This window comes from Sutcliffiella horikoshii (genome assembly GCF_002157855.1).
GTDB lineage: Bacteria > Bacillota > Bacilli > Bacillales > Bacillaceae_I > Sutcliffiella_A > Sutcliffiella_A horikoshii_C.
In genome coordinates, this window is sequence record NZ_CP020880.1 from 166,175 (window position 1) to 180,912 (window position 14,738).

A 14,738-nucleotide genomic window follows, 5' to 3' on the forward strand; every position below is an offset into this window, starting at 1 on the left:
GATAGAACACATTATCTAGTTTTGAAGGAACAAGAAAGATGCAAAAACATCTTGATTTTCTTTCTCAATTTTGTATAATATTATTTGTCTGGTAATGATGGCGAAGAGGTCACACCCGTTCCCATACCGAACACGGAAGTTAAGCTCTTCAGCGCCGATGGTAGTTGGGGGATCTCCCCCTGTGAGAGTAGGACGTTGCCAGGCTAGTATTGTTCCACCATAGCTCAGCGGTAGAGCATTCGGCTGTTAACCGAAGGGTCGTAGGTTCGAATCCTACTGGTGGAGCCATGCTTCCATAGCTCAGTTAGGTAGAGCACTTCCATGGTAAGGAAGAGGTCACCGGTTCGAGCCCGGTTGGAAGCTTATACAAAAAATTGGCCCGTTGGTCAAGCGGTTAAGACACCGCCCTTTCACGGCGGTAACACGGGTTCGAATCCCGTACGGGTCACCAAAGTTTTTTCACGATAGTGAAAATAACTTTCCTTATCATCGCGTTAGCGAAAATAATATTCCATTTCACGACAGTGAAAATAACTATGTTTTTTTGCGATAGCAAAAATAACTTTCCTTAATAATACATTGGAGGATTAGCTCAGCTGGGAGAGCATCTGCCTTACAAGCAGAGGGTCGGCGGTTCGATCCCGTCATCCTCCACCATATCCCTTGGAGGGGTAGCGAAGTGGCTAAACGCGGCGGACTGTAAATCCGCTCCTTTGGGTTCGGCAGTTCGAATCTGCCCCCCTCCACCATTTTAACTTCGAAATGAAAATTCCGGAGTTTTTGTTTGAAGAAATGTATAAACTTCCTGAGTTCAGAGATAATAAGTGAAGTTAGTTATCACTGATGACTGTATATGGTACATAGAGAAACAACTAAAATTAATGGGCTATAGCCAAGCGGTAAGGCATCGCACTTTGACTGCGACATGCGTTGGTTCGAATCCAGCTAGCCCAGCCAACGTGCCATTAGCTCAGTCGGTAGAGCATCTGACTTTTAATCAGAGGGTCGAAGGTTCGAGTCCTTCATGGCACATATTTTTTTGCAAAAGCTTTATTATAACTACATAAGGGGCCTTAGCTCAGCTGGGAGAGCGCCTGCTTTGCACGCAGGAGGTCAGCGGTTCGATCCCGCTAGGCTCCACTTGCTAATAAAGTTTAAGTCATAGACCATTGGGTTTATGGCTTTTTTGTATGCTCTTTTCTATGCTCTTACTTAGAAGGGGATTCGGTAAAAGGAAGTACGAAAAGGTTTCACTCGTACCATAAGGCTAAGAGGGCTCCGTAAATTAATCGGGCGATAATTTTGAATTACGGGCGATTTTTCAGATTTACGGGCGATAATTTGGAAAATCGGGCGAAAATAAAATATTACGGGCGATTTTAAAAAAATACAGGCGGAAAACACCACTTATCGGGCGAAAAGTAAAAATGGCCGATCATTCTTAGAATGGTTGACCTAATCTTTATAGTATCCTCATATTCCCCCTCCTGCCAACAATAATCCGACAATTCTAAACTGCATATATATTCAAAACTATGTCGAGTTGAGTCATTTGATAGTTTCCCTATACAATAGAACTAGATTACATAAAGGGGGACACGATTCATGAAGAAAGATATCAGCATTATTGGAGTACCAATGGACTTGGGGCAGACACGTCGCGGAGTGGATATGGGTCCTAGTGCGATTAGATATGCAGGGGTAGTGGAACGACTAGAAAATTTAACACAGACGATAGAAGATCTTGGTGATATTGAAATTGGCAGTAGAGAGAGAACGACAACTGGTGAGAGCAATCTTAAAAATTTGAAAGCGGTTGCGGAGGCGAGCGAGAACCTGGCTTCCAAAGTGGACGAAGTACTTTCAAATGGCAGGTTTCCTCTTGTTTTCGGTGGAGATCATAGTATCGCTATTGGGACCATTGCGGGCCTTGCGAAGCACTATTCCAACATGGGGGTTATCTGGTATGACGCACATGGAGACTTGAATACAGGCGAAACGTCCCCATCCGGTAATATTCATGGTATGCCGCTTGCAGTGAGCTTAGGAATTGGTGATTCAACATTGACGAAAATCGGTGGAGACCATGCTAAAATCAGGCCAGAGAATATTGTCATTATCGGTGCAAGATCATTGGATGAAGGCGAGAAAGTATTAATTAAAGAAAAAGGAATTAAAGTATTTACGATGCATGAGATTGATCGAATGGGTATGGCTGCGGTGATGGAAGAGGCTATTGCCTACTTGAGGGAACGAGATACAGATGGAGTTCATTTATCGTTGGACCTTGATGGGCTAGATCCTCATGATGCACCGGGTGTGGGGACGCCAGTACTTGGGGGTATCTCTTATCGCGAAAGCCACCTAGCCATGGAAATGCTTGAAGAAGCAAATATCCTGACTTCAGCAGAATTTGTGGAAGTTAACCCAATTTTAGACGAGCGTAACAAAACAGCAACGGTGGCTGTGGCGTTGATGGGATCTTTATTTGGTGAAAAACTTCTTTAAATATTGAATTTGTTAATAACCGCTGGTGTTTTCCGCAAATGGCTACGCTTTTCACGGGATGGTATTTGAGCCTCTTCACAACGCATCAGGGGTCTCAAACTATCGTTAATCTCCCGCAAGAGTCTACGCCTACTGCTCTAATCAACAGCTAATAAATTCCACTTATAAAAAAAACACCAGCAACTAATACTTAAGAAGTTGCTGGTTTTCGTTTGATTTGTAAGTATAGGTATTGATTTATCAATGAATCAAGCGAGGTGCTCGCATCAATTACTTCCTTGGATTGAAGATGGTTGGATGAGGAAAGTCGAATCATTTCTTCTCTTTTTCTCTCAATTGCTTCTTGTAAATGGACGGTAGCATGGACGGCCACTATACAACACCCCTTATTCATTAGGCTTCAAAAAAACTAATTAGTAGTTTTTACCCTCTTTTATCCTTTTTCAAACCAATTTCAGTAAATATTTGTTAGAATATATTTTATAAAGAAAAATGAAACCTTTTACGGCGATGGCACGTATTACTAGTCGACCGCCAGACAACGGGGGAACGGAATGGAAGAACTAATCAGAAAGAGAATAAAACAAATAAAAAAAGGCGATCAAGATGCATTTGCGGAAATTGTGGAATTGTTTAAGGACAAGATTTATCAATTGGTCTATCGAATGATTGGCAATTCGCATGAAGCAGAAGACATTGCACAAGAAGCTTTTATACGTGCATATATTAACATCAATAGCTTCGATGTGAATCGTAAGTTTTCGACTTGGCTATATCGGATTGCAACAAACCTGACAATTGACCGCATACGCAAAAAGAAGCCGGACTATTATTTAGATGCAGAGGTAGCAGGTACAGAAGGGTTAACAATGTATTCCCAAGTTGCCGCAGATATTGCGCTGCCAGAGGAGGAAGTGGAAACGATGGAGCTGCAAGGAGAAATCCAGCGCCAAATTTTAAAGCTTCCGGACAAATACCGTTCGGTTATTGTCTTAAAATACATTGACGAGTTATCATTGATTGAAATCAGTGAAATTCTAGAAATTCCGGTCGGAACAGTAAAGACTAGAATCCATAGAGGGCGAGAAGCGCTGAGACAGCAATTGCGCCATGTTTAATTCTGGAGGTGTTATAAACAATGAATAAATGCCCGGAACATATCGTCCAGTATATGCATGAGTATTTAGATGGTGATCTAGAAAAAGAACGAGAAAAAGAGCTGAAAGCACATCTCCAAAACTGCAAGGAATGTTACCAGCAGTTCCATGAGCTGGAGAAGGCGATTGCGCTTGTGCAAAGCACCTCTCATATATCTGCACCAAATGATTTCACGCAAAGAGTGATGAATAGTTTACCGAAAGAAAAGAAGACCATCAGTTGGAATCGCTGGGTGCGTTCCCATCCGATGCTTGTAGCTGCCGCCATTTTCTTTATTTTAATGAGTGGAAGTTTGTTTGGTGGCTGGCAAGAAGAGAAGTTTGCATTTACCAACCAGCCAAATCTTGTAGTCGAGGATGATACGGTTGTCGTCCCAGAAGGTAAGGTTGTGGAAGGAGATGTTGTCGTGAAAAACGGGAATATCCGCGTTGATGGTGAAGTTAGAGGAAATGTGACGGTCATAAATGGTGAAGTCATCGACGGTGAAAACTACCTCGCTTCCGCAGGCCAAGTAACTGGGGAAATCGAAGAAATCGACCAGGCTTTTGAATGGATCTGGTATACCATGAAAGACGGCTTCAAAAAAGCAGTCAGTGTGTTTAACGACTAGACAAAAACCTAGTTTATCGCAGTGGAAGGCGCGCAGACTCCCGCGGGAGGAAGGGACAGGGAAGACCCCACAGGGCGGATGCCCGAGGAGGTTTCCGGACCGCCCGCAGGAAAGCAAAGCGCCTGTAACGGAGATCGACTCTTAAATGCTATATCAAAATGAGATGCTTGAAACAATTCAAGCATCTTTTTATATTTCAAGGAGATTATAATAATATTGCAAAACATGAATTAAAAGGCCATTTCTACCTGATTATTAAAAATATGCTATAATAACATGGTTACGGTTTTCGTACTTGATAGATAAATCTTGTACTGTTAAAGGAAGTGTGAGGATGCCTTTTGAAATACCTTTTGGAGATATGCCATATTTAAGTTATCTTGCAAATATCATAGATATTTTACTCGTTTGGTTTGTTATCTATAAGCTTATCATGGTCATCCGTGGGACAAAGGCGGTTCAGTTATTAAAAGGAATAACAGTCATTGTAGTGGTAAGGATCATTAGTAACTTCTTAGGATTCAGTACCTTACAATGGTTGATGGACCAAGCTTTGACATGGGGATTCCTGGCGATTATCATTATTTTTCAGCCAGAGCTTCGTCGCGCCTTGGAACAATTGGGTAGAGGGAAATTGTTTTCAAGAAGCGGTATAGATGATGAGGAAGAGCATGCAAAAATGATTGAATCAGTCGTTAAATCCGTTCAATACATGGCAAAACGCCGTATTGGAGCGTTGATTTCGATTGAACGAGAGACCGGAATGGGAGATTACATAGAAACGGGTATTCCGTTACATGCAAAAGTTTCCTCCGAGCTCCTGATTAACATTTTCATCCCGAATACACCACTTCATGATGGAGCGGTGATTTTGCAAAAGAGCCAAGTATCTGCAGCAGCTTGTTACCTGCCGTTGTCTGAGAGTCCTTTTATTTCAAAAGAGCTTGGTACAAGGCATAGGGCAGCACTTGGAATCAGTGAAGTGACAGATAGTATCACTATTATCGTATCAGAGGAGACGGGTAGTATATCTGTTACAAAAAACGGTGAATTGCACCGTGACCTAGAACCTGAATTATTCAGCGAGCTTTTAAAGAAGGAATTGGATACAAGTGTGAAGAACACTACTTCGAATCGCTGGCAGTGGAGGGGGCAGAAGGATGGATAAGTTTATCAATAACCGTTGGGTGATGAAAATTATCGCGTTGTTGTTGGCCTTTATGCTATACATGTCCGTCAGCATCGAGAATAGTGTCACTCAGCAGACAGAATCCAAACCTTCTCCTTTTTCCGGTTCCACGGATGTGCAAACGGTGACAGATGTTCCGGTTGAGTCGTTATATGACCGGGAGAACCTGGTGGTATCGGGTGTACCACAAAGTGTTACGGTTACACTTGAAGGTCCGACGGCATCTGTTAAACCAACAGCTTTGCAGAAGGATTTTGAAATAATTGCAGATCTTTCTAATTTAGGTATCGGGACACACCAAGTAACGTTGGAGTCTCGGAATCTTTCTGAACGATTAAGTGTAGCAATCGAACCATCAGTAGCTTCCGTTACCATCCATGAAAGAATTTCCGAGGATTTCCCAGTGGACGTTGATTTTATTAACAGAGGCCAAATGGAAGAAGGATATCAGGCAGAACAACCTATTGTAAAGCCTAATATAGTAAAAGTAACAGGATCTCGCGAATTGATTGAGAGTATCGCATTGGTGAAAGCGCGTGTGGACCTTAAAGGCGTCAATGAATCCATTGAACAACAGTCCCGTGTGACAGTCTACGACAGAGAAGGAAACACGTTGAATGTGGAAATTGATCCTCCGGTTGTAGATGTGAATGTTCCGATTACGAGTCCTTTTAAATCAGTTCCGTTGAAAATAAATCGAAAAGGGTCATTAAAAGAGGACCTGAGTATTACCAAGATAGAAGCAGAACCGAATGAAGTAACTGTCTATGGACCGAAAAGCGCCATTGACAAGTTGGAGTTCATTGATAATATAGAATTGGATTTAACGGAGATCACAGAGAGCACAACCATCGAAGTTGATGTACCTGTACCGGACGGCGTGAAGCGCGTTGTACCGGAGAAGGTGAAGATTAATGTGGAAGTGGAAAAAGAAGAACAAAAAACGTTTACGAACGTTCCTATTCAACAAATTGGACTATCAGAGGGGCTGGAATTAGAATTCATTGACCCGGAAAATGGTTTAATGGATCTTACCGTACTCGGTGCCCCAAGTACCCTTGAGGGCGTCAATAGCTCTGATATGGAAATGTACATCAATGTAACAGATTTGAACGCAGGGGAGCATGAAGCCCCTCTTGAGATAAACGGTCCGCAAAACGTTTCGTGGGACCTGCCAAAAAGAAATGTAAAGTTTAGATTAATAGAAGAAACTAATGAGTAGTAAAAGGAGAGATTTACGAAATGGGTAAATATTTTGGTACGGATGGAGTGCGCGGAGTAGCGAACTCGGAATTAACACCTGAATTGGCATTTAAAGTAGGACGTTTGGGAGGTTATGTGTTAACAAAGGACCAAACGCGTCCGAAAGTGTTGATTGGCCGTGACACGCGTATTTCAGGACACATGCTGGAAGGAGCGTTAGTGGCAGGTTTACTATCCATTGGCGCAGAAGTCATGCGTTTAGGTGTAATCTCCACTCCTGGTGTGGCTTACCTGACAAAAGCATTGGGTGCCCAAGCTGGTGTGATGATCTCTGCTTCTCATAATCCGGTTGCAGACAACGGAATTAAGTTTTTCGGACCAGACGGATTCAAACTGTCTGATGAGCAGGAAGCAGAAATCGAAGCGTTAATGGATGAAGAGACCGACAGCCTGCCACGTCCAGTCGGTGCTGACCTTGGACAAGTGAACGACTACTTCGAAGGCGGACAAAAATACCTTCAATTCCTAAAACAAACAGTGGATGAGGATTTCTCCGGTATCCACATTGCGCTGGATTGTGCACATGGTGCAACATCTTCTCATGCGACACATCTTTTTGCAGACCTAGAGGCGGACATCTCCACAATGGGATCTTCTCCGAATGGATTAAACATCAATGACGGTGTGGGTTCTACTCACCCTGAGACACTAGCGTCATTAGTGCTTGAAAAAGGTGCAGATATCGGTCTTGCGTTTGATGGCGACGGAGATCGCATCATCGCAGTTGATGAAAAGGGACAAATCGTTGACGGTGACCAAATCATGTTCATCTGTGCAAAATACTTAAGCGAACAAGGTCGTCTTCGTCATAACACAGTAGTTTCCACAGTCATGAGTAACCTAGGTTTCTACAAAGCATTAGAAGCTGCTAACGTAGAAACAAAACAAACAGCAGTTGGTGATCGTTATGTAGTAGAAGAGATGAAGAACGGCAATTACCTTCTTGGTGGGGAGCAATCCGGCCACATCATCTTCCTTGACTACAACACTACTGGTGACGGCATGTTAACAGGCCTTCAGCTTGTGAACATCATGAAGCTCACGAAGAAGAGCCTGTCTGAGCTTGCTGGCGAAATGACAAAGTTCCCTCAACTGCTTGTGAACATAAGAGTGACGGACAAGCACCGTGTAACAGAGAACGAGAAAGTGAAAGCTGTCATTGAAGAAGTAGAAGCGGAAATGAACGGAAACGGCCGTATCCTTGTACGTCCTTCCGGTACAGAGCCACTTGTACGTGTAATGGCCGAAGCCCCAACACAAGAGCAATGCGATGAGTACGTAGAACGTATCGCAGCTGTTGTGCGCGCGGAAATGGGCATGGAATAAGTTCCGAATAAACGTCTAGATGTACGAGAAAGATATGCATAAACCGCACTTATGGAGCGGTGGATGCATATCTTTTTTATATGGTGTGGGAATTTTGTTCAATGGCGGCCTTACTACCCAATTCACACCAGTAGCATAAGTCAAAATGCCCCCACCTTTGCAGTAATTGGAAATAATCCACATAATTGTTGACGAATTGGGGTATGGAAGGTAAGATATTATTTGTTGCTATTCAAGAATGGAAAGGAGCATTAAAGTCAGACAACTATAACTAGATACACAAAGCGCCTGAACTAAGCGACGGACGAAACAACGCTTAGTTGACGAGGAGGAGGTTTATCGATCTATCGGCGGATGCCTCCCGGTTGCCAATCACAACCGACTCTAGGGACAGTTTAAAGCATAAAGGCAACTTTATGTACAAAGACTGTTACTATGATTACCAAAATTATTTTATAGGTAATGTGGGGGCAAGACTGTCCCCTTACTATGGTGTGCTTTCTTGTCCCTGCAACTCTAGGGAGGAAACTATTTATGTGCGGAATCGTTGGATATATCGGAACACAGGATACAAAAGAAATTCTTTTAAAAGGTCTAGAAAAGCTTGAATACCGTGGATATGACTCTGCTGGTATTGCGGTAATGAACGAGAGCGGCGTACACGTATTCAAGGAAAAAGGCCGTATTGCAGACCTTCGCGAAGTAGTGGACAATGACGTTTTAGCATCAACTGGAATTGGTCACACTCGCTGGGCAACTCATGGTGTGCCAAGTAAAGTAAATGCGCATCCACACCAAAGCACGTCTGGTCGCTTTACACTTGTGCACAACGGAGTTATCGAGAACTATTCACAATTAAAACGCGAACACTTACAAGGCGTAGAACTAGTAAGTGAAACAGATACAGAAGTAGTTGTACAAATCATCGAGAAGTTTGCAAACGAAGGACAGCATGTGGAAGAAGCGATGCGTCGCACTCTTTCCATTCTTAAAGGTTCTTACGCGATTGCTTTATTGGACAACGAAGATCCAGAAACAATCTATGTAGGGAAAAATAAGAGCCCTCTATTAGTTGGAGTAGGAAAAGGTGACTTCAACGTAGTGGCAAGTGACGCAATGGCGATGATCCAGGTGACGGATCAATTTGTTGAGCTTATGGACAAAGAAATGGTTATCGTAAAGAAAGAAGCGGTGACAATCAAAAAGCTGAACGGTGAGATCGTCGAGCGCGCGCCATACACTGCTGAACTTGATGCAAGTGATATCGAAAAAGGCACATACCCACATTACATGTTAAAAGAAATCGATGAGCAGCCATTAGTAATTCGTAAGCTCATCCAAAAATACCAAAACGAAAATGGTGAATTGACGATTGACGTTGACATCATCAACGCTGTTAACCAATCTGACCGCATCTACATCGTAGCAGCAGGAACAAGCTACCATGCAGGTCTTGTTGGAGCGCAAATGATTGAAAAGCTTGCAAAGGTACCTGTAGAAGTACACGTAGCAAGTGAGTTCAACTACAACATGCCAATTTTATCTGAAAAACCGCTATTCATCTTTATCTCTCAAAGTGGAGAAACAGCGGACAGCCGTGCAGTACTTGTACAAGTGAAAGAGCTTGGTTACCCAGCACTTACAGTAACAAACGTACAAGGATCAACACTATCCCGTGAAGCAGATTTCACATTGCTACTTCACGCAGGCCCTGAGATTGCAGTAGCTTCTACAAAAGCTTACACTGCACAACTTGGTGTTCTGTCCATTTTCGCAGCAGTGCTAGCGGAATCTAAAGGACATAACCTAGAATTTGACCTAGTGCAAGATCTAGGTATCGTTGCAAATGCAATGGAAGTTCTATGTGACGCTAAAGAAGAGCTTGAAGATATTGCTCGCAAATTCTTGGCAACAACAAGAAACTGCTTCTTCATCGGCCGTACAATGGACTACTATGTAGGTCTTGAAGGTGCATTGAAACTAAAAGAAATCTCCTACATCCAAGCAGAAGGATTTGCTGGCGGAGAATTAAAGCACGGAACTATCGCCTTAATTGAAAATGGTACACCAGTTATCGCCATCTCCACACAAGAGCAAGTGGATCTTTCCATCCGCGGTAACGTGAAAGAGGTAGTAGCACGTGGTGCCAACCCATGTATCATCTCCATGAAAGGCCTAGAAACAGAAGAAGACAGCTTCGTTGTACCACCAGTAAACGAACTGCTATCTCCACTAGTTTCAGTTATTCCGTTGCAATTGATCTCTTACTACGCAGCACTTCACAGAGATTGTGACGTAGATAAGCCACGTAACCTTGCGAAGAGTGTTACGGTGGAATAGTTCTGTAGAGTAGTGAAAACTACTATTAAGGTTAAACGTGAGAAGCACCTTACTGTAACTAGTAAGGTGCTTTTTATATCTTGTTAGTTCTGTATCCCCAAGCCAAAGTCAGTGATTGTGATCTGTACTTCATAATCGATAGGAGCCTGACTGAAAATAGTATCCCAGTCACTTTGATGTTCTTTCCAAAATTCTGGGTACTTAATCCTCACATAATCATGGAAGCCAATGACATCCACTTGTAAGTCTTTTTGAATTCTTTCTAAGGTAGTCTGAATCTCTTTTTTTATTTCTTCCGCTATTTGCTCCTCTAATTTTCTTCTTGTTTTTTCCTCTGAAAAGCTTTCGGTGTTGGTTGCTACCTCAATGATAAGGCCTTCTGATTTAACTTTTACTTGAAAAGAAAGCTTGTCGTCCTCTATTGTGGGAGTGATCTTACTTTTTAATAATTCTTGTTCGTAAATTATTGGTTTATCACTGCCTTCTTCCTCAACTTTTACAATAGCGCCATTAGTTTGTGCAGTAATCCAATTTATTCCTTTTAATTCTTCTTCCGTTAAGAAACCAATAAGCTTCAATGTACTTCCTTTTATTACAGCAGCACCGGACAGTTTAAGTTCACCATCCGTTTGTACGACGTTTTGTAGTATAAAACTTGCTTGTGCTTCCATTAAAGCGTTTATTTTTGCAAGGGACTTCCGTTCAAGTAGCTTATTCGATTTATCAAAGTTTTCAGTGATATCATATATATGCATAGATGGGATATCGTCTGTCTCCATATAATCTAATATGTCCTTTGCCAGCCCGTCTGTAATCATGACAAGCATACTCATTCTGGCCTCAGGTTCACGGATGAAAAAATCAAGAATTTCTCTTATACTTCGATTTTCTGCTACCTCTCTACTTATGATAATTAACCTTTGGTGTTGACCGTTCACTGTGTTTTTTCTTAATTGTATAATTTCTCGAGCTGTTTCGATGAGGGAGGCTCCTGTCTGTTCTACGTTAGTGTAGGGTTTATCTTCTTGCTTTTTAGTATTTTGACCTTGATTGCTTTTTATTTTTGCCATTTGATAGGTAACAGTTAGTAGGGAATCCGCTCCATAGTAAGAAGAAGTAATATTCTCTTCTTGAGCTGTATCCACTCCAACGCCAATCAAGAGATCCAGTTTTTCAATATCCCTAGAACTCCAGCAGCCGGCAAGTAGTGGAATTAATATAACCAGTTGGAAAGAGCGTCTTAAGAGAATAAATATATGCTTCAACTGTGCTTCCTCCTTAAGAAAGAGAGAACTAATAGCATAATGGGGATTATGCCAAATAAAAGAATTGCTGCATTTCCCAGCATGTCACCTAGCGAAAAAGCTTGCTGCAGATTTTGAGGTAACATCGAAATAAAGAAGGCAACGGGAAGGAGAATGTACATAAAGGTTTTTATCTCTTTATTGAAAAGCTGCGATAGTCCCAAAGATGCTGCATATAACGTAATAGATATTGTCGCGAAAATTTGTAATATCCAAATCGTTAAAAAGAGGGAATCATATCTTTCAAAGAATATTCCAGGAAATTCAAAAGAGTGAATCAGTGTTATCGTAGGCCATGTTAAATTGCCTACTCCATCAAGCGATAAGGCTCCAATTACTATCACAATAGTGACAAGATAGAATATAGTCGGCATTAATACTCCGACAAATACAACTTTCTTGCCTTTCTTGGGATCAGTTAAAAAGGCAGAGAGAATAATTAGTATTTCAATGCCGATGTAAGACAAAGAAGTCGTTTTAATTCCTTTTAACACAGGGCCAATACCACCGCCAAGAACTGGCCTTAAGTTTTTTAATTCAAATAATCCTAAGCTCATTAACGCTAATAATATAAAAATAAAAACAGTAAGAGGAAAAATGATCTGAAACATCCGTGCGATTGAATTAAGCCCATCTACATTTAAATACAGGGTAAGCCATAAAAAGAGAATGATTAAGATTTGGATAGGAGTGTCTTCCAGTAGATATGTTTCCGTAACCTCAGCTAAAATCCTCACTTCAAAACTTGTTAAGGTAATAAAATATATGACCATCGAAAGACAAATGATGATGCTTAATATCCTACCAACAATTTTGTAGCTGTATTGATAGAATGTTTTCTTAGGGTATCTATTGTTAAGCATTAAAATAATGAAGCCTACTGCCAAAGGAAAGATGCTGCTAATCAGGATGGTAATCCATATATCAGGAGTTCCGACTTCATCAGCAAGTGCTCTAGGTAAAGTAAGTATCCCTACGCCTAGAATATAGTTGATGATGATAATAATCGCTTGAGCAGGCGAAATTAGATTTTCCTGTTGTGGGTTCATAATCAATAGGTCCTTCCCTAATAAATAAATTAACCTTTCCGGATAGTGTCAGTTGGCTTGAAGATTTTTGGTCTTTTTTTCATAGCTGATATAGGAAGTCGTATTAAAAAGTCCTTCCAATCATTGGTCTGATAAGGTACTGCAGGGCTAAGGTAAGGAACTCCAAAGCTTTTTAAGCGAACAAGGTGTATGCTGAAAAATATAAAAAAGACTATAACCCCATACAATCCCAATGTTGCAGCAAAGAACATGGCAATGAATCTTAAAACTCTTAACGAAATGCTTAAATTATATTGTGGAAGCGAAAAGGAGGAAATAGCCGTAAGAGCTACGACAATAACAGTTACTGGGCTAACGATACCAGCTTGAACGGCTGCATCTCCAATTACCAAACCACCAACGATTCCAATCGTTTGGCCGATTGGTTTCGGCAGCCTTAAACCTGCTTCTCTCAGTATCTCAATAGATACCTCCATCAGAAGAGCTTCAATAAGGATTGGAAAGGGAACCCCTTCCCTGGAACTAATAATGGAAAGGGCGAGTTTTGTAGGTATTAACCCTTGATGAAACGATACGAATGATATGTATAATGCAGGTGTGAAAACTGCTATAAAGGCAGCTACATACCTTAGGAAGCGGACTAAACTGCCTGCAATCCAGCGCTCATAGTAATCTTCGGGGGATTGCAAAAACATATTAATAGTAGCAGGTACAATTAATGCAAAAGGAGTCCCATCTAATATAATGGCAATTCTTCCTTCAGTGAGGGCAGCTACAACCCGATCAGGACGTTCTGTACTCTGAACCTGTGGAAAAAGGGAGAAATTATTTTCTTCAATTAATTCCTCCACATATCCTGATTCAGGTATATTATCAATATCGATAGACTCAATTTTTTGTTTCACATTTTCAATGATTTCCGGATTTGCTATCCCTTCTACATAGGTAATGACTAACTCTTTGTTGAATCGTTTGCCTAATTGAAGGGAGATAAACCGTAGTTCAGTATTAACGCCCGCTTTCCGAAGAAGGGTCACATTATCTATCAAGTTTTCATTAAAGCCTATTCGTGGTCCTCTAACCTGCAACTCAGATACAGGTTCTTCCAAGTTACGACCTTTAGCATTGCTGGTTTTTAATACAAAAGCATAATCGATATCTTGTAAAAATAATACCGTTTGCCCTCTAAGAATACTTGTGTTGATCACATCAATCCGGTTTTCTTCGGAAATCTCACTAATTGGTAGAAGATTTTTTATTTGAATAGTGGGTGGATTTACATGATCCGGAAGATTTACTAATAATGGTTCTAGTATATTACTATTAATAATTGCTGTATCTACAAGACCCTTGGCAAAAATTATGGCAGCTCTAGTCTGTTCTTTCCCAAAGGTGAACTTTCTTGTAATAATGTCCTTGTTTGTCCCGAAATTCTTGTTTATTTCATCAATATTGGCAGATAAGTCATTCGAAAGTATAGCAGGAACTTCCTTATCTTGTTGTTTATTTACAGGTTTTTCTTTATCGCCTTGCAAATAACCGGTAATCTTAGACAGGGCCAAAGGAACCAAAAGAGTAATGATGGTATACACATAGATATTTGCTTCTGGAAGAAAATTTTTTATAGATTCAACAATATGCACACAGGGACCTCCTAAAGCTAAAAGAGAGGGTAATTCAATTAACTTATCATGGATATATTATCACTCATGACCTAAAAACTATGCGTGTCATTATTGAATTATCGAACATAACAGGAGAAGTGATTGTTCCTGAGAGATTAGAATGTAAAACTAGCTCCTTGACAATGTAGATGAATTTTATTATTTTTATATAGAACTTATTAATAAAATACTTAAATTCGTATAACTCCAATAATATGGTTTGGAGGTTTCTACCAGGTACCAATAATTCCTGATTACGAAGGAAATACAAGAATTTTATCTTGTGCTTTCTTCGTAATCAGGATTTTTTTTTGTTAAAAAATAGGA

General features: G+C 40.9%; 11 protein-coding genes, 8 tRNA genes, 1 rRNA gene and 1 riboswitch. Of the genes, 16 read left to right on the plus strand and 4 right to left on the minus strand.

Annotation, left to right across the window (positions count from 1 at the left end):
• Window positions 1-87: 87 nt before the first annotated feature.
• From rrf to rocF, 10 genes are all read left to right on the plus strand, one after another.
• Window positions 88-204 (plus strand): 5S ribosomal RNA (rrf, locus tag B4U37_RS00895).
• A 9-nt stretch (window positions 205-213) separates the two neighbouring features.
• Window positions 214-288: transfer RNA gene (locus tag B4U37_RS00900), tRNA-Asn, on the plus strand.
• Between the two features lies 1 nt (window position 289).
• Window positions 290-363: transfer RNA gene (locus B4U37_RS00905), tRNA-Thr, on the plus strand.
• 13 nt (window positions 364-376) lie between these two features.
• A tRNA-Glu gene (locus B4U37_RS00910) sits at window positions 377-451 on the plus strand.
• Window positions 452-581: 130 nt separating this feature from the next.
• Window positions 582-657 (plus strand) — tRNA-Val (locus B4U37_RS00915).
• Between the two features lie 8 nt (window positions 658-665).
• Window positions 666-749: transfer RNA gene (locus B4U37_RS00920), tRNA-Tyr, on the plus strand.
• A gap of 133 nt (window positions 750-882) precedes the next feature.
• Window positions 883-957, plus strand: a tRNA-Gln gene (locus B4U37_RS00925).
• Between the two features lie 2 nt (window positions 958-959).
• A tRNA-Lys gene (locus B4U37_RS00930) sits at window positions 960-1,032 on the plus strand.
• 35 nt (window positions 1,033-1,067) lie between these two features.
• A tRNA-Ala gene (locus B4U37_RS00935) sits at window positions 1,068-1,140 on the plus strand.
• A 465-nt stretch (window positions 1,141-1,605) separates the two neighbouring features.
• On the plus strand, window positions 1,606-2,508 hold the full coding sequence (gene rocF / locus B4U37_RS00940; RefSeq protein ID WP_088016699.1) for an arginase: 903 nt from the start codon (window positions 1,606-1,608) through the stop codon (window positions 2,506-2,508).
• Between the two features lie 190 nt (window positions 2,509-2,698).
• Here rocF and B4U37_RS00945 read toward each other — a convergent pair whose 3' ends face one another.
• The gene (locus tag B4U37_RS00945) at window positions 2,699-2,902 is read right to left on the minus strand and encodes an aspartyl-phosphate phosphatase Spo0E family protein (protein ID WP_083800917.1); all 204 of its coding nucleotides are present in this window, start codon (window positions 2,900-2,902) and stop codon (window positions 2,699-2,701) included.
• Window positions 2,903-3,062: 160 nt separating this feature from the next.
• On the opposite strand from B4U37_RS00945, the gene sigW reads away from it, so the two are divergent.
• The 6 genes from sigW to glmS all read left to right on the plus strand — a co-directional run bounded on the left by sigW (window position 3,063) and on the right by glmS (window position 10,394).
• Window positions 3,063-3,626: an RNA polymerase sigma factor SigW gene (gene sigW / locus B4U37_RS00950; protein WP_060666092.1), complete on the plus strand. Its 564-nt coding sequence runs from the start codon at window positions 3,063-3,065 to the stop codon at window positions 3,624-3,626.
• 20 nt (window positions 3,627-3,646) lie between these two features.
• On the plus strand, window positions 3,647-4,276 hold the full coding sequence (locus B4U37_RS00955; RefSeq protein ID WP_088016700.1) for an anti-sigma factor family protein: 630 nt from the start codon (window positions 3,647-3,649) through the stop codon (window positions 4,274-4,276).
• Between the two features lie 346 nt (window positions 4,277-4,622).
• On the plus strand, window positions 4,623-5,444 hold the full coding sequence (gene cdaA / locus B4U37_RS00960; protein ID WP_088020074.1) for a diadenylate cyclase CdaA: 822 nt from the start codon (window positions 4,623-4,625) through the stop codon (window positions 5,442-5,444).
• The gene (locus B4U37_RS00965; RefSeq protein ID WP_088016701.1) at window positions 5,437-6,687 is read left to right on the plus strand and encodes a CdaR family protein; all 1,251 of its coding nucleotides are present in this window, start codon (window positions 5,437-5,439) and stop codon (window positions 6,685-6,687) included. Before cdaA ends, B4U37_RS00965 begins: the two co-directional genes overlap by 8 nt.
• Window positions 6,688-6,707: 20 nt before the next feature.
• On the plus strand, window positions 6,708-8,054 hold the full coding sequence (glmM, locus tag B4U37_RS00970) for a phosphoglucosamine mutase (protein ID WP_088016702.1): 1,347 nt from the start codon (window positions 6,708-6,710) through the stop codon (window positions 8,052-8,054).
• Between the two features lie 534 nt (window positions 8,055-8,588).
• Window positions 8,589-10,394, plus strand: coding sequence for a glutamine--fructose-6-phosphate transaminase (isomerizing) (gene glmS, locus B4U37_RS00975; RefSeq protein WP_088016703.1), 1,806 nt, complete (start codon window positions 8,589-8,591; stop codon window positions 10,392-10,394).
• 83 nt (window positions 10,395-10,477) lie between these two features.
• Here the strand turns inward: glmS and B4U37_RS00980 are convergent, their stop codons facing one another.
• The 3 genes from B4U37_RS00980 to B4U37_RS00990 are packed head-to-tail and all read right to left on the minus strand — an operon-like array spanning window position 10,478 to window position 14,390.
• Window positions 10,478-11,659, minus strand: a complete 1,182-nt coding sequence (locus B4U37_RS00980; RefSeq protein ID WP_157663670.1) for a Ger(x)C family spore germination protein — start codon at window positions 11,657-11,659, stop codon at window positions 10,478-10,480.
• Window positions 11,656-12,747, minus strand: coding sequence for a GerAB/ArcD/ProY family transporter (locus tag B4U37_RS00985; RefSeq protein WP_088016705.1), 1,092 nt, complete (start codon window positions 12,745-12,747; stop codon window positions 11,656-11,658). The genes B4U37_RS00980 and B4U37_RS00985 overlap by 4 nt, the downstream gene beginning before the upstream one ends.
• Before the next feature lie 29 nt (window positions 12,748-12,776).
• On the minus strand, window positions 12,777-14,390 hold the full coding sequence (locus tag B4U37_RS00990; protein ID WP_088016706.1) for a spore germination protein: 1,614 nt from the start codon (window positions 14,388-14,390) through the stop codon (window positions 12,777-12,779).
• Between the two features lie 198 nt (window positions 14,391-14,588).
• A riboswitch (purine riboswitch) is annotated at window positions 14,589-14,688 on the plus strand.
• Window positions 14,689-14,738: the final 50 nt, after the last annotated feature.

Excerpts from the sequence above, each read along its gene's own strand:
- glmS (WP_088016703.1), top strand. The coding sequence starts at position 8,589 with ATGTGCGGAATCGTTGGATATATCGGAACACAGGATACAAAAGAAATT.
- rocF (WP_088016699.1), top strand. The coding sequence starts at position 1,606 with ATGAAGAAAGATATCAGCATTATTGGAGTACCAATGGACTTGGGGCAG.
- sigW (WP_060666092.1), top strand. The coding sequence starts at position 3,063 with ATGGAAGAACTAATCAGAAAGAGAATAAAACAAATAAAAAAAGGCGAT.
- B4U37_RS00945 (WP_083800917.1), bottom strand. The coding sequence starts at position 2,902 with ATGAATAAGGGGTGTTGTATAGTGGCCGTCCATGCTACCGTCCATTTA.
- B4U37_RS00965 (WP_088016701.1), top strand. The coding sequence starts at position 5,437 with ATGGATAAGTTTATCAATAACCGTTGGGTGATGAAAATTATCGCGTTG.
- B4U37_RS00985 (WP_088016705.1), bottom strand. The coding sequence starts at position 12,747 with ATGAACCCACAACAGGAAAATCTAATTTCGCCTGCTCAAGCGATTATT.
- B4U37_RS00955 (WP_088016700.1), top strand. The coding sequence starts at position 3,647 with ATGAATAAATGCCCGGAACATATCGTCCAGTATATGCATGAGTATTTA.
- glmM (WP_088016702.1), top strand. The coding sequence starts at position 6,708 with ATGGGTAAATATTTTGGTACGGATGGAGTGCGCGGAGTAGCGAACTCG.